The sequence below is a fragment of the Pantoea sp. MHSD4 genome, assembly GCF_021043305.1.
In the GTDB taxonomy this organism is placed as follows: Bacteria; Pseudomonadota; Gammaproteobacteria; order Enterobacterales; family Enterobacteriaceae; genus Pantoea; species Pantoea eucalypti.
In genome coordinates, this window is the sequence record NZ_JAJNDH010000001.1 from 1,374,559 (window position 1) to 1,392,143 (window position 17,585).

At 59.8% G+C, this 17,585-nt stretch carries 11 protein-coding genes; 4 read left to right on the forward strand and 7 right to left on the reverse strand.

The genetic code is table 11. The features are described from left to right. Positions 1-512: 512 nt before the first annotated feature. The 7 genes from cobA to LQK91_RS06430 form a co-directional block, all read right to left on the reverse strand. Positions 513-1,352, reverse strand: coding sequence for a uroporphyrinogen-III C-methyltransferase (gene cobA, locus LQK91_RS06400; protein WP_105099243.1), 840 nt, complete (start codon positions 1,350-1,352; stop codon positions 513-515). After that, positions 1,352-3,970, reverse strand: coding sequence for a nitrate reductase (locus LQK91_RS06405; protein WP_105099244.1), 2,619 nt, complete (start codon positions 3,968-3,970; stop codon positions 1,352-1,354). The genes cobA and LQK91_RS06405 overlap by 1 nt, the downstream gene beginning before the upstream one ends. Continuing rightward, complete coding sequence (gene nirB / locus LQK91_RS06410; RefSeq protein ID WP_105099245.1) at positions 3,967-8,031, reverse strand: nitrite reductase large subunit NirB; 4,065 nt, start codon at positions 8,029-8,031, stop codon at positions 3,967-3,969. The genes LQK91_RS06405 and nirB overlap by 4 nt, the downstream gene beginning before the upstream one ends. 10 nt (positions 8,032-8,041) lie before the next feature. Next, the gene (locus LQK91_RS06415) at positions 8,042-8,833 is read right to left on the reverse strand and encodes an ABC transporter ATP-binding protein (RefSeq protein WP_105099246.1); all 792 of its coding nucleotides are present in this window, start codon (positions 8,831-8,833) and stop codon (positions 8,042-8,044) included. Between the two features lie 10 nt (positions 8,834-8,843). After that, positions 8,844-9,716: a nitrate ABC transporter permease gene (ntrB, locus tag LQK91_RS06420; RefSeq protein WP_003853116.1), complete on the reverse strand. Its 873-nt coding sequence runs from the start codon at positions 9,714-9,716 to the stop codon at positions 8,844-8,846. A gap of 11 nt (positions 9,717-9,727) precedes the next feature. Then, complete coding sequence (locus tag LQK91_RS06425) at positions 9,728-10,978, reverse strand: CmpA/NrtA family ABC transporter substrate-binding protein (RefSeq protein WP_105099247.1); 1,251 nt, start codon at positions 10,976-10,978, stop codon at positions 9,728-9,730. A gap of 262 nt (positions 10,979-11,240) precedes the next feature. Continuing rightward, a complete protein-coding gene (locus LQK91_RS06430; protein ID WP_105099248.1) occupies positions 11,241-12,455 on the reverse strand; it encodes a nitrate regulatory protein in 1,215 nt (404 codons plus the stop codon). A 487-nt stretch (positions 12,456-12,942) separates the two neighbouring features. Here LQK91_RS06430 and LQK91_RS06435 point away from each other — a divergent pair, with 487 nt between their 5' ends. The 4 genes from LQK91_RS06435 to tagF all read left to right on the forward strand — a co-directional run bounded on the left by LQK91_RS06435 (position 12,943) and on the right by tagF (position 17,563). Further along, positions 12,943-13,434, forward strand: a complete 492-nt coding sequence (locus LQK91_RS06435) for an SH3 domain-containing protein (RefSeq protein WP_181162208.1) — start codon at positions 12,943-12,945, stop codon at positions 13,432-13,434. A gap of 85 nt (positions 13,435-13,519) precedes the next feature. After that, positions 13,520-14,737 (forward strand): type IVB secretion system protein IcmH/DotU, encoded by a 1,218-nt coding sequence (icmH, locus tag LQK91_RS06440; protein ID WP_105099249.1) that lies wholly within the window; start codon positions 13,520-13,522, stop codon positions 14,735-14,737. Next, positions 14,737-16,851, forward strand: a complete 2,115-nt coding sequence (tssM, locus tag LQK91_RS06445; protein ID WP_105099250.1) for a type VI secretion system membrane subunit TssM — start codon at positions 14,737-14,739, stop codon at positions 16,849-16,851. Before icmH ends, tssM begins: the two co-directional genes overlap by 1 nt. 13 nt (positions 16,852-16,864) lie before the next feature. Continuing rightward, positions 16,865-17,563 carry a type VI secretion system-associated protein TagF gene (gene tagF, locus LQK91_RS06450; RefSeq protein ID WP_003853123.1) on the forward strand — a complete coding sequence of 233 codons (699 nt, stop codon included), beginning with the start codon at positions 16,865-16,867 and terminating at the stop codon, positions 17,561-17,563. Positions 17,564-17,585: the final 22 nt, after the last annotated feature.

Consider the following 17,585-nt stretch of genomic DNA (forward strand, 5'->3'; position numbering starts at 1 on the left):
TTGCGATCAGGCAGGCCTTTCCTGCACGACGCACCGGCTCACCAAACCCTCCCAGCCTGCTCACCCGAACAATCCAGCATACTCGCAGACCTGCTCCAGCAAAACGCCGCACCATCGCCAACAGTGCAGGTAAGGCCTGCCTGAAGAGCAAAGTGTGCGAGCCAGGAAGGGCGAGCCCAATCCGCATGGATGCGGGATTCCTTTGCGATCAGGCAGGCTTTTCCTGCACGACGCACCGGCTCACCAAACCCTCCCAGCCTGCTCACCCGAAAAATCCCGCATACTCGCAGACCTGCTCCAGCAAAACCCCGCGCCATCGCCAACAGTGCAGGTAAGGCCTGCCTGAAGAGCAAAGTGTGCGAGCCAGGGAAGGCGAGCCCAATCCGCAGGGATGCGGGATCCCTTTGCGATCAGGCAGGCCTTTCCTGCACGACGCACCGGCTCACCCGCTCATCAAACCCTCCCAGCCTGCTCACCCGAACAATCCGCAGGGATGCAGGATCCCTTTGCGATCAGGCAGGCCTTTCCTCCGCAACGCATCTCTCCCCAACTCCCCCACCCCGAACCTGCAAATCCGCCCGATAAAACCGCACCACCTCACCCACCACCAGCAGCGACGGCGACACCGGCTGATCCCGCGCGACCGTCTCCGCCAGCCCACCCAATGTGGTAATCAGCACCCGCTGATCCGGCCGGGTTCCCTTCTCAATAATCGCCACCGGCGTCTCCGCATCCCGTCCCTGCGCCTGCAACTGCGCACTGATCGACGCACTCCAGCTCAACCCCATATAAAACACCAGTGTCTGATTCTCTGCCGACAGCGCAGCCGCATCCAGCTGCGGCTCGCCACTCCGGCCATGACCGGTAATCAACCGCAACGACTGCGCACAATCCCGGTGCGTCAACGGAATGCCGCTGGCCGCCGCACAGCCCACCGCCGCGGTAATCCCTGGCACCACCTCACAGCGAATCCCGGCCTCCTGCAGGCTCACCATCTCCTCGCCACCCCGACCAAAAATAAACGGATCGCCTCCCTTCAGGCGGATCACATTGCGCCCGCTACGCGCCAGATCCACCAGCAACTGATTAATCTGCGCCTGCTTCAGCCCATGCTGCCCCGGCTGCTTACCCACATCAATGCATAACGCACTCTCCGGCACCTCTGCCATCACCGCTTCACTCACCAGCCGGTCATACACAACCACCTCAGCCCGCTGCAGTAATCGCAATGCTTTCACCGTCAGCAACTCCACATCACCAGGGCCTGCACCGACCAGCCACACCACACCCTGCGGCTTTGTCACACCGGCCGGAGCCAGTAACTTATCCAGAGAATCAATTGCTCGCGTCATCATTCCTCCACAACCACATCGGACAGCAATAACTGCTTCAGCTCCGGAATACAGGAGCCGCACTGTGTGCCGCACTTTAGCTTCTCGCCTAACGCCTGAGTAGTGCGACACCCCTGCGCCATCGCCTGCAAAATCGTCTGCTCACCCACCGACATACAGCTACAGATAATCCGTCCCGCTGCACGCCGCTGCATAGCCTGCCCCGCCAGCACGCTGTGCCGCCCGGCTGCATCCTGCGGCGCATCCGCAAACGCCGCCGCAACAAACGCACTATCCAGCGACGGCAAGGCGCTACCGGCATAAAACGCCAGCTGCAATGCACCGTCGCGCCATGCCAGCAACCGGTAATCAGCGCCGCTGCCAGTGGCGACCTGCACGTCACAGCCTGACAGATCAATCTGCTCTGCCAGCCACGCCTGCGGCGATCCCGCACCCGCCACGGCATAGCGCTGCACTGCCGGATAAGGCGCGCGCGACCAGTAACGTAATCCCGCGAGCGGCGCAATCTCACGCTGCCAGAACCAGCCCTGCCAGGTCACCGCCAGAGGACGAATCCGTACCGGCGTCTGCTTCAGCGCAGGCTGCCCTGAAAACGAACAGGCCTGGCCGGCGATCAGCATATCGACGTGACTCTGCTGACTGAACTGCCGGTTCCAGTGCATCGGCACAAACAACTCGCCGCGCCGCATCCCCGCATCAATACGCACCCGGGCGCTGATCCAGCCCTGCGCAGACTGCACCCGCGCCAGAACGCCCACCGTCACGCCATACTGCGCGGCGTCAGCAGGATGCAGCGCCACAAAGGGCTCATCGCAATGCTGCATCAGACGCGGCACCAGCCCGGTACGCGTCATGGTATGCCACTGATCGCGCACCCGACCGCTATTCATCAGCAGCGGGTAAGCAGAATCTCGCCGCGGCAGGAGAGGCGTGGCCGGGACAAGCAGACGGGCTTTACCGTCCGGATGGAAAAAGCGGCGATCGCCAAATAGTCGGGCGCAACCCTGTGGAAAATTACAGTTCACCGGCCACTGCACCGGACGCAGTGCATCCCATTCAGCCTGACTCAACTGCGCCAGCCCGCTGATATCAAACGCGCGCTGGCCATGATTTTCAAAGCCCGACAGCGCGGCATGCTCGCGGAAAATCTCCGACGGATGCTGCCAGTTGAAGCCCTCACCAAAGCCCAGCCGCTGCGCCACCTGCGCCAGCAGCCACCAGTCAGGCCGTGCATCACCTGGCGCGGCGGCAAAAGCGCGCTGACGCGAAATACACCGTTCTGAATTTGTCACCGTGCCGTTCTTCTCACCCCATCCCTGGGCCGGCAGCAGAATATCGGCAAAGGCGCTGGTATCGGTCTGCGCCATCACATCCGACACAATCACCAGCGGGCAGGCCGCCAGCGCCTGCGCTACGCGATTCCCCTCCGGCATCGACACCGCCGGATTAGTGCCCATAATCCACACCGCTTTCACCTCGCCTGCCGCAATTGCCCTGAAAAGGTCCAGTGCGGTCAGCCCCGGCTCGCGGGCAATCGTCGGGCTGCGCCAGAAGCGCTGCACCCGATCGCATTCTGCTGCCGTAAAACTCATGTGCGCCGCCAGCTGATTTGCCAGACCACCCACTTCACGTCCGCCCATCGCATTCGGCTGTCCGGTCAGCGAAAAAGGTCCGCAGCCCACGCGCCCTATTTTACCCGTCAGCAGATGCAGATTAAGAATCGCCTGGTTATTGTCGCTGCCGGTGACGGACTGATTAATCCCCATACACCACAGCGTAAGTACACGCTCATGCTGGCTGAACAGCTGGAAAAAATGCGCGACCTGCTGCTCCGTTAAATCACAGGTATCAGCCACCCGCACCACATCCCACTGCGCAGCAGCGGCCAGCGTTTCATTCACGCCATTAAGGTGAGGCAACATGCTGCTATCAAGGCCATCGTGCTGAGCCAGCCAGTGCAGCAGACCGGAGAACAACGCCGAATCACTGCCGGGCCGGAGCGGCAGGTGGAGATCGGCCTGGTCACAACTTGCCGTGCGGCGCGGATCAATCACCACAATTTGCATTGCAGGTCGTTGCTGCTTTGCCTGCATCAGCCGCTGCCAGACCACAGGATGCGCCCAGGCAGCATTGGAGCCAACCAGCAACACCAGATCGGTCTGCTCCAGATCCTCATAGCAGCAGGGCACCGCATCGGCTCCCAGCGCCCGCTTATAGCCGACCACCGCCGATGCCATACAGAGCCGTGAATTGGTGTCGATGTTGGCGACACCGATGTAGCCTTTCATCAGCTTATTGGCGACGTAGTAATCCTCCGTCAGCAGCTGGCCAGAACCATAAAATGCCACTGCCTGCGGACCATATTGATCGATCACCGCACGCAATCCCGCCGCCGCCGCATCCAGCGCCGCATCAAGGCTGACCGGCTGGCCGTTAACTTCGGCGGTCAGCAGACGTCCCTGCGACGTCAGCGTCTCACCCAGCGCCGCCCCCTTAACGCACAACCGGCCCGCATTGGCCGGATGCTGCGGGTCGCCAGTCACGGTTGCCTGATGAGGTCCCTGCGGCGTGACGCAGACGCCACAGCCGACGCCGCAATAGGGACAGGTGCTGTTCATGATGCCTGCGCCAGCTGATTGAGCGGACGATTTGCCAGCCAGATCTGCCCCGCTTCGAGCTTCACCGGCCAGCAGCGCAGCTGGTGCTGCGGATTATCCAGACTCTGGCCGTCACGCAATCGTATCCGCTGCTTGTAAAGCGGAGAGATCACCACCGGCTCACCGCCGACATCGCCCAGGATCCCGCGCGACAGCACGCTGGCGTCGCTGCCAGGTTCGCGATCTTCCAGCGCAAACAGCGCGTCACCCAGACGGAACAGCGCGACACGCTCACTGCCAAGTCGTGCGCCAATCCCCGCCTCTGGGGGAATCGCCTCCAGCGCACAGATAGCACTCCAGGGCTCAGCGGGCAGTTGCAGCAGCGGACGCGCGGCCACGGATTCAGGCTGACGCTGTCCGCGTACCCGGCTGTAGTGCAGGGTTTCATCAGCGTGGTCGCTGTTAACCGTTGGCGTAAACAGCGCACGGCGCGACGGGTCCGCCAGCGTGGTCTGCCACTCGCACTGGTATGCGTCTGCCACCTGCTGCATCTCCTGCTCCAGCGTCTCGCCCAGCCCAAGGCTATCCTCAATGATGACCTGCCGCAGATAATCCAGACCACCTTCCAGATTGTCCATCCAGACACTGGTACGCTGCAGCCGATCGGCGGTACGGATGTAAAACATCAGCAGGCGATCGACATAGCGCAGCAGCGTCGCGTCGTCGAGATCGCTGGCGAACAGATCAGCATGGCGCGGCTTCATCCCGCCATTCCCGCAGACGTAGAGGTTCCATCCCTTTTCAGTGGCGATCACTCCGATATCTTTGCTCTGCGCTTCTGCACACTCTCGGGTACAGCCCGAAACCGCCATCTTGATCTTGTGCGGTGCGCGCAGCCCCTTGTAGCGGTTCTCCAGCGCAATGGCGAAGGCGGTCGAATCCTGCACGCCGTAGCGACACCAGGTCGATCCCACACAGGACTTCACCGTTCGCAGCGATTTGCCGTAGGCGTGACCGGTTTCAAAACCCGCTTCCAGCAGCGTCTGCCAGATATCCGGCAACTGGTCGAGCCGCGCACCAAACAGGTCGATACGCTGACCGCCGGTGATTTTGGTGTAGAGGTCGTAACGCGCCGCCACCTCGCCAATGGCGATCAGCCCCTGCGGCGTGATCTCACCCGCCGGAACGCGCGGCACCACGGAATAGGTGCCATCTTTCTGGATGTTGGCGAAGTAGCGGTCGTTGGTGTCCTGCAGCGGCAGATGTGCCGGTTTCAGCAGATAGTCATTCCAGCAGGAGGCGAGCAATGATGCCACCAGCGGCTTGCAGATCTCGCAGCCTTTCCCCCGACCGTGCGATGCCAGCAGCGCATCGAAGGTTTTAAACTCGCCAGCCCGCACCAGGTGATACAGCTCCTGGCGTGAATAGCCGAAGTGGTCGCAGACATCTTTTTTCACCTCAACGCCGAGATTTTCCAGCTGAAACTCCATCACCTGCTTCACCAGCGCCGCACAGCCGCCACAGCCGGTGGCCGCTTTGGTGCAGCTCCTGATGCTGCTCATCTCACCGCAGCCCCCTTTCACCGCCGCGCAGATATCGCCCTTGCTGACGTTGTGGCAGGAGCAGACCTGGGCGCTGTCCGGCAACGCCGCGACGCCTGGCGCTTTTGGCGCACCGGCAAGTGCAGGCAGAATCAGGCTTTCCGGTGCGGCAGGCAGCGGTAAGTCATTAAGCATCATCTGCAACAGCGTGGCGTAATCGCTACTGTCACCCACCAGCACGCCGCCCAGCAGCCGGGTGCCCTCCGCAGAGACCACGATTTTCTTGTAGATGCCTTTTGGCCCGTCGGTCCAGTGATAGTGCTGGCTGCCCGGCGTGCGGCCGTGAGCGTCACCAAACGAGGCGACCTCCACGCCCAGTAGTTTCAGCTTAGTGCTCATGTCTGCACCGCTGAATGCGGTGGGTTCAGCCGCCAGATGTCCGGCCAGCACCCGCGCCATCTGATAACCCGGCGCGACCAGGCCAAAGATCTGACCGTTCCACAGCGCGCATTCGCCGATGGCAAACACGTCGTCATCGCTGGTCTGGCAGCGATCGTTAATCTCAATGCCGCCGCGCGGTCCCAGCGTCAGACCCGCCTCACGCGCCAGCTCATCGCGCGGCCGGATACCGGCGGAAAACAGCACCAGATCGCCGGGTAAACTGCTGCCGTCGGCAAAGCGCAGCACCACGCTGCCGTCAGGCTGTCGCTCAATCAGTTCGGTCTGTTTCGAGGTGTGAACCGTCACGCCCAGCGCATCGATCTTCTGACGCAGCATCAGCGCACCGCCCTCATCAAGCTGCACCGCCATCAGGCGCGGCGCAAACTCCACCACGTGCGTTTCGACCCCGAGCTGCCGCAGCGCATTCGCCGCCTCCAGACCCAGCAGGCCGCCGCCAATCACGATGCCGCGCTGGCTATGGCGGGCGCAGGTGGCAATGGCATCAAGGTCGTCCAGCGTGCGATAGACAAAGCAGCGATCGCCGTCGTGGCCCGGCACCGGGGGGACAAACGCGCGTGAGCCAGTCGCCAGCACCAGCTTATCCCAGGCCAGTTCACTGCCCGTGCTGTCACGCAGGCTGCGCTGCTGGCGGTCGATCGCGACAACCGAATAGCCACTCCGCAGTTCGATACCGTGCCGGGCAAAGAAGTCCCCGTCGACCAGCGACAGGTCGTCGGCCGTTTTGCCGTTGAAATAGTCCGACAGATGCACCCGATCGTAAGCCTGCTGGCGCTCCTCGCCATAAACCACGATGTGATAGTGCTGATGCATTTCGCGGGCAACCAGCTGCTCAAGAAAATGGTGACTGACCATGCCGTGACCCACCACGGCTAAAACCGGTTTACTCATTTCAGGACTCTCTGCAGCCTGTGGCTGCGGTTCAGGTTGATCGTGATCGAACAGGGCAGCGAACGTGACAGGTTCGGCGTGCTGAAGACGCTCCATCAGCGCAGGCCCTTGCCGGGTGTCGCCAGAAAGCAGCACGCCACAGAGGCGGCCATGACGAAGAAAAAGACGGCGATAGTCGCCAGAGATCGGGTCAAAACTGCTGATAGAGGGCGCCTCACTGACGTCGCCCGCGCTGAACAGTGAAATGCCACTCACTTTGAGGCGTGTCGCCAGCGGCTGGCTGACAAAATCCGCCAGCGGCGATCCGGCCAGTTGCGCCGCCAGAATCTGTGCCTGCGCCAGGCAGGGTGCGACCAGACCAAAGGTTTCGCCCGCGATTTCACAGCACTCACCCACCGCGTAAACTCCAGGAATGGCACTGCGCAGCTGACCATCCACCAGAATGCCGCGCTGACACGGCAGACCCGCCGCCTGCGCCAGCGTTATCCCGGGCTGAACGCCGATGGCGATGACCACCTGTGTGGCGGCAACGTGGTGGCCGCTGGTCAGCGTCACGCCCGTCTCGTCAATCGCCACAAGTCCGCTGTTGAGTTCACAGCGGATGCCGCGCTGCGCTAATGCCGTCAGCAAGAGCTCGCCCGCTTTTGCATCCAGCTGGCGATCCAGCAGCCAGGGTTTGTGGTGGACCAGCGTGACATCACGGCCACGGGCGCGGAGTGCTGCTGCCGCTTCAATACCCAGAAAGCCGCCGCCCAACACCACCACCGGTCCCTGACCTGCCAGCAGTTGCCGGACGTCAGCAATGCTGCGAAAAACCCGGACGCAATCCGCATCGATGCCAGGAATCGCGGGCAGACGAGGCTGCGAACCGGTGGCAAACACCAGTTGATCCCAGCTGAGCTGGCGCCGATCGGTCTGCACAGTACGCGCGGCAAGATCGACCTGCAGGACGGTTTCACCGTTCAGGAGCGTGACGCCGTGCCGCTGATACCACGCCTGATCGTGGATCAGGGTGTCACTGAAGGATTTTTCACCGGCCAGCACCGGCGACAACAGCACGCGGTTGTAGTTGCCGTGCGGCTCGCGGCCAATGACCGTGATGGCGTAACGCTGCGGCGCACGTTGCAGCAGGCTCTCCACCATCTGCATCCCCGCCATGCCATTACCTATCACCAGCAACCGTTGCCTCATGGTCTGCTCCTTATGCCGCCGTGGTCTGTTTTTCATAAAGAAAATGCAGCACTTTCTGGCGCAGCTGGTGGTAGCGCGGCTCATCCGCCAGCGCGACCCGCGAGCGCGGACGCGGCAGATCAACAGTCAGGATTTCGCCGACCTGTGCTGCCGGGCCGTTAGTCATCATCAGTACCCGGTCGGAGAGCAGCACCGCTTCATCCACGTCATGGGTGATTAGCACGATAGTGGTATTCAGCTCCTGCTGGATACGCATCACGCTGTCCTGCAGGTGGGCGCGGGTTAACGCATCCAGCGCGCCAAACGGCTCATCCAGCAGCAGCACGCGCGGCTTCATCGCCAGGGCACGCGCAATGCCAACGCGCTGCTTCATGCCACCCGAGATTTCGCCAGGCCGCTTGTGCATGGCGTGGCTCATCTGTACCCGATTGAGGTTGTGTTCGATCCAGTCGCGCATCTCCGCTTTGTTGAAGCGCCCTTTAAACACCTGTTGCACCGCCAGTTCAACGTTCTGAAATGCCGTCAGCCACGGCAGCAGCGAATGGTTCTGAAACACCACCGCACGCTCCGGACCCGGTCCGGTGATTTCGCGGTTATCACACAGCAGTACGCCGCTGCTGGGACGGGTTAATCCGGCAATCAGGTTCAGCAGGGTCGATTTGCCGCAGCCCGAATGGCCAATAAGGCTCAGGGTTTCGCCTTCGCGGATATCAAAACTGACGTTGTCCAGGGCCAGGAACTCGCCGCTGGCGGTATTGAAACGCTGGCTCACCTGCTGAACGCGAATAATGTGTTGCTGCATGATGTTCTCCTTATTTTTCCCAGCTGAAACGACGCACCAGCAGCATCAGACCCTGCTCCAGCAGGAGCCCGACCACGCCGATAATCAGAATGGCGATCAGAATGTTTGCCACGTTGAGGTTGTTCCACTCGTTCCAGATCCAGAAACCGATGCCCAGACCACCGGTCAGCATTTCGGCGGCGACGATCACCAGCCATGCGATGCCGATAGAGAGACGTACGCCGGTGAGCACCGCAGGCAGCACGGCGGGCAGCAGAATCCGGCGCATCACCGTCCATTCAGAGAGCTGTAACACCCGCGCGACGTTGAGGTAATCCTGCGGAATGCGCTGCACCCCTTCGGCGGTGTTGATGATCATTGGCCAGATTGAACAGATGAAAATGGTCCAGCTGGCGGCCGGCTCGGCGCGCTGAAACAGCAGCAGTCCAATCGGCAGCCAGGCCAGCGGGCTGACCGGGCGCAGCAGAGCGATAATCGGATTGAACATCCGCGCCATAAAGGTAAAGCGTCCCAGCAGAAAACCGGCCGGAATGCCCACCAGCGCGGCGAGGCCGAAGCCGATGGCGACGCGCTGCAGCGAGGCCATTACATTCCAGCCGATGCCCTGATCGTTGGGGCCATTGCTGTAGAACGGGTCAGCGAACAGAACCTGTGCAGCCTGCCAGGTCGCGTAAGGCGAAGGAAACGAGGGTTCAAACAAGGCGGCGATCTGCCACACCAGCAACATCAGCAGCAGGCCGCCCGCAGCCGGAATGCAGCGCTGCAAAAACGGACGCAGACGTGCCGGACGAACGGCGGCTTTCGGGGTGACCTGTAACGGAATTACGGTGGCACTGTCGGGGGTTTGCTCCGGCTGAGCCAGCGCGCGCGCGTCAGTTCTCATAACAACCTCTCTTAACGTTTGATAGCGAAACTGGCGGCGTAGGCGGCAGGATTGCTGCCATCCCAGACTTTGCCGTCGATCAGGGTGCTGCTGCGCATCTCACTGGCGGGCAGTGCAATCTGCCCGACTGCGCTGGCCGCCTGTTTGTAGATGTCGATACGGTTGATCTGGCGGGCCACGGTAAGGTAGTCGGGATCGCTGGCGAGCAGGCCCCAGCGTTTCATCTGCGTCAGGAACCACATGCCGTCGGAGAGCCACGGAAAACTGACGTTGCCGTTGTCGAAGAAGCGCATCGGGTGCGCGTCCTGCCAGGACTGCCCCAACCCGTTCTGATACTGGCCGAGCATTCGCCCCTGTAGCGTCTCCACGTTGGTGTTGATCCAGGCCCGCCCGGCTAACACCTGCGCGGTTTCACGGCGGTTATCGTCTGAGGCGTCAATCCAGCGCGCCGCCTCCAGCACCGCGGCGGTCAGCGCGCGGGCCGTATTAGGATTCTCTTTCACCCACTGCGCGCGGGTGCCGAGCACTTTTTCCGGATGCTCCGGCCAGATCTGCTGGCTGGTGGCAGCGGTGAAACCGATGTTGTCGCTGATGGCACGCTGGTTCCACGGCTCACCGACGCAGAAGCCGCTCATGTTGCCAATCTTCATGTTCATCACCATCTGCGGCGGCGGCACGACCACGGTGCGCACATCGTTAAACGGATGAATGCCGGCATTAGCCAGCCAGTAGTAGAGCCACATAGCGTGCGTGCTGGTGGGAAAGGTATGCGCGAAAGTCAGGCTGCCTTTGGGACTGCCATCCACGGCTTTTTTCAGGCTGACCGCATCGGTGACGCCACTGGCTTTCAGCTGGTTCGAGAGGGTGATCGCCTGGCCGTTGTGATTGAGCGTCATCAGGTTCGCCATGTCGTGCTGCGGTCCCGCCACACCCAGCTGCAGTGCGTAGATCATGCCGTAGAGCACATGCGCCGCATCCAGTTCACCGGAGGTCAGCTTGTCGCGCACCGCCGCCCAGCTCGCCTCTTTGCTGACCGCCAGCGTCAGGCCATACTTCTTGTCGAAGCCTTTGACCGACGCCATGACCACGGGCGCACAGTCGGTAAGCGGAATAAAGCCCACCCGTACCTGCGGCTTTTCTGGCGCATCGGAACCTGCCGCCCAGACTGAATTTCGTAATCCCGGAACGATCCAGGCCGCACCCAGTGCAGCACCGGAGATCAGCGCCTGACGTCGTGTCAGTGAAAAAGGCGTTTTGCTCATCATGTTGCCCCTGAACAGAAATAAAAAAAGGCGTCCTCCGACAAGCCGAAGCCTGCGGATGGACGCCTTTATCCAAAGCACTGACCCCACCGCCATTGGCGGGAGCAATGCGTACTCTCTGTAAGGTTAAAGCAAAGGGTGTGCCAGATCGCCGAAGCCGCGTGAATGCCGATCTGCGGGAAGAGGCTGGTGATAAATTAACCGTTTTTGCACGTTTCTGACGCAGATCACGCACAAACGCTGTGCAGCTACCTCATCCGGGTTAGGTGTTCAGAGTCTTCGCCACCGCCAGCACCGCCTGCGCGATCTCCAGTACCCGCTTATTCTGATTCATCGCACTTTTGCGCAGCGCCTGCCAGGCCGCCTCTTCGGTGAAACCCTGCTGCTGCATCAGCCAGTGCTTGGCCTGATCGATCACCCGACGTTCGTCGAGTGAGGCACGCATTGACGCCAGCTCATTCGTCTGCTGCTGCAAACGCTGCGACTGTTCTCCAATCAGCGACAGCACCGAGCGCCCGAGTTGCGGGGCAAGGCCGTCACTGTTGAGCGCAGCTGCACCATGCAGCCAGTCAGCGCCGGAGACATAAAGCGAAAAGTTGCTGTCGCCCTGTACCATCGTGAACATCGGCTGTTGGTGCGCCTGATCAATCGCTTCACGACAGCGCTGCATCAGCGTAGCTGTCAGGGCATCCTCAAGGGTTTTCATCTGATCGAGCCGCCTGGAGAGCAGAGAAAACCAGTGGAGTGCGCCGGTCTCATCACAGGGCCCTCCGGTACAGGCGATGCGCCGCAGACGTTCAATGTCCCGGCTGGCCTGAGACAGCGGCTGCCAGCGTTCGCAGGTCCCGCTGTCAGCAAATTCCTGGAAAGTGGCAAAACTCTGCTCCTGGGCCGCAATCAGGGCCACCAGCTGGCTACGCTGATCGGGTGTGAAATGACGCGCCGCAAAGCCCGCAGCTCCGATTGCCCGTTCCTGCCCGGCCAGCTCTTTGCCCTGCATAAAACTGAACAGCGCGATAAGCGCACGGGAAATCGCGGGATAGCTTGCCGTGTCGGCGGCTTCAAAGACCAGATTAAGTAAGGTGCGAATAACCTGATTAAACGCGGACATCGCTGCAGCCTGATCATGCTCTCGCTGGCTGATCTGCTCACGCAGCGCGGGTAATCCGTCCAGCGCCTGCAGGGCCGAAGCAATCAGATTGCAAAAGCGGCTAAAGCCAGGCTGCGCAACGGCGGGCGGTAGCGCCCGGTAAAAATGCTGCAGGCTGGCACTGACCTCCTGCTGACGGGCGTGACGTTCGGCGCTGAAGAGCGCGCCATTTGAGCAGATCCAGAGGTTGTTTGCGCCACGTTCCCGCTGCAGTCGATGAACCAGTTCACTGATAGCGGTTATCAACTCACCTGTCTCAAGCAACCGTTGCAGACTGGCAATATCGCTATCACGCGATGCCTGCAGCCATGTCATGGCATTACCCATTGCTCACCTCTGTGCGGTTAAAAGCTTTGAGAAGCAAAAGGCGTGCCGCTTTCGGTAAAAACGCGGACCAGAACAGGGCGTAAATTCTGATTTTGATAATATTCTTAACGCAAATCGATAAAATTTTTCGACAACAAGTTATTAGTAAAACTTAATAGTTTCCAATCGGATTAATTGCATGTCAGAATGCGCGGCACTGTTCTCAGGCAGTTTGTTGCCGCGATAATTCAGTTAACTTTAACTATCATATCTGCTGGCGCTTTTCTGGCTTCAAAACCCGCACGTAAAGTGCCCACTATCACGCATCGGCAGTGGGTGCAATGGTTTGAATTCTCAAAAGTCTTAGGTAGACTAAAAGCGTTACTATCCCGATGTAAACTGACCTTTTTTTGGAACACAGAATTTTGGCACGATGCGGCGCGACAAACAGCGCCTCATGACATCGGGTCCGGCAACATGCAGTTACTTTGATGAGATCACGAGGAACATGGTGAAAAAGAGTCTTGCGTTAACACTGCTGGCGGTCCTTACCCTGGCAGGCTGTAAGGCCCCGCCGCCGCCCGTCACTGACGATACGCTGGTCACCAGCGAAATTAACGGCGTCAAACTGGTCCATCGACACGCTGTCGCGGCACCGACTGAATTTGAACCCGTTAACCAGACCTGGCGCGCGCTCTATGGTGCATCAGTGATGACCTCGCCTGACTACGGCGGCAAAGTCGTTCGTTATCTCGAAACGGGTAAACCCTTTGAAGTATTGGGTAATGTGGAACACAGCTGGCTGGCCATTGCCGACCAGGCTGACGGTCCACTGATCGGCTATGTGCCGCTAAAAGCAGGCGTCGCGAGCGATCGTTATGATGCGACCGTGCAGAGCGACCGTCCCCGTCCCCGCAAAACCAAGCAGGTCTGCGTAGCCGTTGGCGGTGACAGCAAAGCCTGTCGGACTAACGATACCGCGACCTGGATCTTAGACTGAATATGAAATCCGGCGCATATTGCCTGCAGCACCGTCCCGGGCTGTGGGTACAGGGATTAGCCATTGGCTGGAAGATCACTAATTAATGACTGTGGAATCCCCTGCGCGTGAGGCGCCCCCCTCAGGCAATGAGAATCTATTACTTCAGGCTGCGGCGCCACTACTGAACGCGGTAGTACAAATTCGTCAGGCAGCCACACATGACGACCCTGCGGGTCTGCGCCAGTCTCTGATCGATGAAATCCGCCAGTTTGAACAACGCTGTAAACAGGCAGGGCTGCCTTTTGAGATGATTATCGGCGCGCGTTACTGCATCTGCACTGCGCTGGATGAAGCCGCGGCGCAGACCCCATGGGGCACGCGCGGGGTCTGGTCTGGCAACGGCATGCTGGTCACCTTCCACAATGAAAGCTGGGGCGGTGAAAAATTCTTTCAGCTACTGTCACGCATTTCACAGAGCCCGCAGCAGCATCTCTGGCTGCTGGAAGTCGTGCAGTACTGCCTGCTACTGGGCTATGAGGGCCGCTATCGCGGCAGCGAAAATGGTCGCAACCAGTGCGACGGCATCCGTAATCGCCTGAAAAGCCTGATTGATGAAACGCGCGCTCAGCGCCAGATGCCGCAACCGCCACTGGTAGAAGTTCATCCGCTGGTGAGCACTCTTGCCCGTCCCATGGTACCGCTCTGGGCCTGTGCCATGCTGGTCGCGCTGATTGGCTGCCTGATCTACAGTGGACTAAACTGGCGGCTTGGCAATGCCGCCGAACCCCTGCTGCGCGCCATCTATCAGACCCCCCTGCCGCAAATTACCGCGGGCCGCCGACCCTCTTCGCCACAGGCATTGCTGGACCTCCGTCAGCGCCTGAATGATGTGATTGCGGCCGGACAGCTTGAAGTCAGTGACGGCGCCTTTGGCAGCAAAGTGATTATTCCGGCGGACAAACTGTTTGCTGAGCAAGGTACGGTGATCAATCCGGTGGGCCGGGCGCTGCTGGCCCGCGTCTCAAACGCGATGAAAGATGTCAAAGGGACCATCCTGGTCTCGGTGTTTACCGACGATCATCCGGTGGATAACAGCCGCTTTGCCTCCAGCTATGAGTTTTCCTTTGCCCGCGCCCGCACGATCACTCAGCTGTTACAGGTTCAGCTGAACGACGGTCATACCGTTCGCTCTGAAGGCCGTGGCGATAGCGATCCGCTGCTGCCTAATGACAGCAGCGAAAACCGGACCCGCAACCGTCGCGTTGAAATTACCCTGTTTGCCGCGCCTGAAACGCTCAGTAATCATCAAGGAGCACAATAATGCGCGCCTCACTTCGCCTGCTGTTAACACATCGCCTGCTGTGGAGTTTTATTGGCGTTACGGCGCTGAGCTGCCTGGTCTGGATGCTCGGCCCGTTCTGGTCATGGGGCCAGTCACGCCCCCTGGAACCGGTTCTGCCCCGCCAGCTCACCGTAGGTGCGCTCTATTTTCTCTGGATCCTGTTTCAACTCATTCCGTCGCTTTATCGTGCCTGGTTTAACAGTCGCTTACTGACCCAACTTCAGCTGTCGGATAACGACGATCCTGCCGAGCGTCAGATGACAGATGAGCGGCTCAACCAGCGCTTCAGCGAAGCCGCGTTGCAGCTGAAACGCACGCAGTTTGGACGCCGTCACAGCGGCAGTTTACTGTCTCGCTTTAACGCCAATTATCTCTACCAGCTCCCCTGGTATCTGGTGATGGGCGCGCCCGGTGCCGGTAAAACCACCGCGCTGTTTAATGCCGGTCTTGAGTTTCCACTCACTGACACCCTGGGCCAGCAGGCGATTCGTGGCGTTGGCGGCACCCGCAACTGCGACTGGTGGTTTACTGACAGTGCAGTGCTGATCGATACCGCCGGACGGTATGCGTTGCAGGAAAGCCAGCGCGTGCGCGATGCTGCGGAGTGGCACAGCTTTATCAATCTGCTGAAACGCTATCGCACCCGTCAGCCGATCAACGGTGTCATCATGACCATCAGCGTTGCCGATCTGCTGAGTGATTCCGCCGAGGCGCGTTTCGCCCAGGCCAGCGCGCTGCGCGAGCGGATGGCGGAACTGCATCAGCAGACCGGCATTCACTTCCCGGTCTATGTGATGGTCACTAAAACCGACCTGCTGAAAGGTTTTATGAGCTACTTTGGCTCTATGGATAAAGCGCGGCGTGACGCTATCTGGGGCTTCACCTTTAACTGGGATTCGGGTAAGCCGCACAAAGATGACTGGCACCGCAATTTTGGCGAGCAGTTCCAGCGGCTGGAAGAGAATCTCCAGCAGCATCTGTCAGGACAGATGACCCAGGAGCGCGATCTGAACGCGCGTGCAGAGTGCTTCCTTTTCCCGCAGGAGTTTGCCTCACTGCGTCCACTCCTGAACGAATATCTGGATATCGTTTTTTCTGAGCATCAGGATGCGGTCGCCTGGAGCCCGCGTGGCCTGTTTTTCACCAGTGGCACGCAGGAAGGCCTGCCGTTTGACCGGGTGATGGGAGAACTGAGCCGCAAACTGCAGTTACGTCAGGCGGGCGACCACTCCATTGCGGCCTGGGACAGTGTTAACCGCAACAGTCCGATTCCGGGCAACAAAGGCCAGAGCTTCTTTATTCGTGACCTGCTCAGCGATCTGATTTTCAAAGAAAGCGGTCTGGCGGGCAGTAATCGTCGCTGGGAGTACCGTAATCAGCTGTTCCACTGGATTGGCTATGGCGTACTGGCCGGTGCACTTCTGATCGCCTCCAGCCTTTGGAGCCTCAGCTACTATCAGAATCAACATTATCTGCAACAGGTTGCCGCGCGGGTACCGGCGATACGCGAGCAGAGTCAGCAGGTGATTCATCAGCCTGCTGATAATATTTTTGATCTGCTACCCTTTCTGAACAACCTGGTAAAGCTACCGCTCTCAGAACGTTTTTCTCTCGATAATCCACCGCTTACCATGCGGGCGGGTTTATATCGCGGTAGTCAGGTTAGCGATGCCGCCTGGGTGCTTTATCAAAATGCGCTTAAGTCTTTATTGCTGCCGCGGGTAGCACAGCAGATCACTAACATTCTGCGTAACGATCCCGGTGATGATAACGCTTACAGCCGCAATGCGCTGCGCGCCTATCAGATGCTTTATCAGCCGCGAAACTACGATGGCGAATTTTTGCGGGCCTGGCTGCTGCAAAATTTACAGCGTTCACTGCCCGACACAGTAAGCGCCCGCGATCTGCAGCAGCTCGACTGGCACCTGAGCCAGTTGCTGGACCAACAGATTCAGTCATCGCCTTATGCACGGGATAATGCATTAATGATGCGTAAGCTGGCGGAGAATCTGAACATTGCGGGCCAGAAAGGTGACATGCTGGCGGTTACGCCGCTGCACCAGGCCCCGCCATCACACTCGAAAAGCGAGTAACGGTGAGGTGAATATGGCTGCTTACATCGCCCCCGGCTGGTATGGCAAACTGCCATCGACTGGTGACTTTTTGCACCGTCGGCTGAGCGAGCAACAGATTAGCCCCTGGAATCACTGGTTCCAGCAGGGATTGATGCACTGGCATCAGCAGGCGTGGTCCAGTAGCGCGAACTTCCTTCATGCGCCAGTGTGGAATTTTGTCCTGCCGGTGACCGCGACCCGACCCCAGATACAGATGGGCTGTTTACTGCCCTCCTGTGACCGTGTTGGACGCGCCTGGCCGCTTCTGGCACTGCACAGCTTTTCACTGGCGCAGTGGCATCCGGCCCAACTGACCATCTCTGGTGACTGGTTTCAGGATCTGGGCGCGACGCTGCTACAGGCTGTTCAGACCCCGCTGGATGGTGAGCAGTTAGAGCAGCAGATTCAGGCATTGCCGCCGCTGCTGGTTCCCGCCAGAAAGCCTTCTGAAATTATGGATGTGCTCGGCTTTCAGGATCTGCCCTGCACGCTGAGCTGGCGTGAAGTGGCTGAACGCTTTGACCCTCAGCAGCACATGAGCTACTGGTGGAGTAATCGTAGTGATGGGTTTGTCCATGCGACCCACAAGCACAGCGGCAATCTCACTGCGCAACTGTTTTCGTTACTGTTCAACCCGGCGGCAGGTTCACTGCCGGGACGTAATGGCCTCTATCCTCCGATGTTCGAGTGAGGCCGGATGCGTTTGCTGTTTA

What these genes read in the sequence shown, in the direction of transcription:
- cobA (WP_105099243.1), bottom strand. Translation starts at nt 1,352, where the DNA reads ATGACGCGAGCAATTGATTCTCTGGATAAGTTACTGGCTCCGGCCGGT.
- LQK91_RS06405 (WP_105099244.1), bottom strand. Translation starts at nt 3,970, where the DNA reads ATGAACAGCACCTGTCCCTATTGCGGCGTCGGCTGTGGCGTCTGCGTC.
- nirB (WP_105099245.1), bottom strand. Translation starts at nt 8,031, where the DNA reads ATGAGGCAACGGTTGCTGGTGATAGGTAATGGCATGGCGGGGATGCAG.
- LQK91_RS06415 (WP_105099246.1), bottom strand. Translation starts at nt 8,833, where the DNA reads ATGCAGCAACACATTATTCGCGTTCAGCAGGTGAGCCAGCGTTTCAAT.
- ntrB (WP_003853116.1), bottom strand. Translation starts at nt 9,716, where the DNA reads ATGAGAACTGACGCGCGCGCGCTGGCTCAGCCGGAGCAAACCCCCGAC.
- LQK91_RS06425 (WP_105099247.1), bottom strand. Translation starts at nt 10,978, where the DNA reads ATGAGCAAAACGCCTTTTTCACTGACACGACGTCAGGCGCTGATCTCC.
- LQK91_RS06430 (WP_105099248.1), bottom strand. Translation starts at nt 12,455, where the DNA reads ATGGGTAATGCCATGACATGGCTGCAGGCATCGCGTGATAGCGATATT.
- LQK91_RS06435 (WP_181162208.1), top strand. Translation starts at nt 12,943, where the DNA reads ATGGTGAAAAAGAGTCTTGCGTTAACACTGCTGGCGGTCCTTACCCTG.
- icmH (WP_105099249.1), top strand. Translation starts at nt 13,520, where the DNA reads ATGACTGTGGAATCCCCTGCGCGTGAGGCGCCCCCCTCAGGCAATGAG.
- tssM (WP_105099250.1), top strand. Translation starts at nt 14,737, where the DNA reads ATGCGCGCCTCACTTCGCCTGCTGTTAACACATCGCCTGCTGTGGAGT.
- tagF (WP_003853123.1), top strand. Translation starts at nt 16,865, where the DNA reads ATGGCTGCTTACATCGCCCCCGGCTGGTATGGCAAACTGCCATCGACT.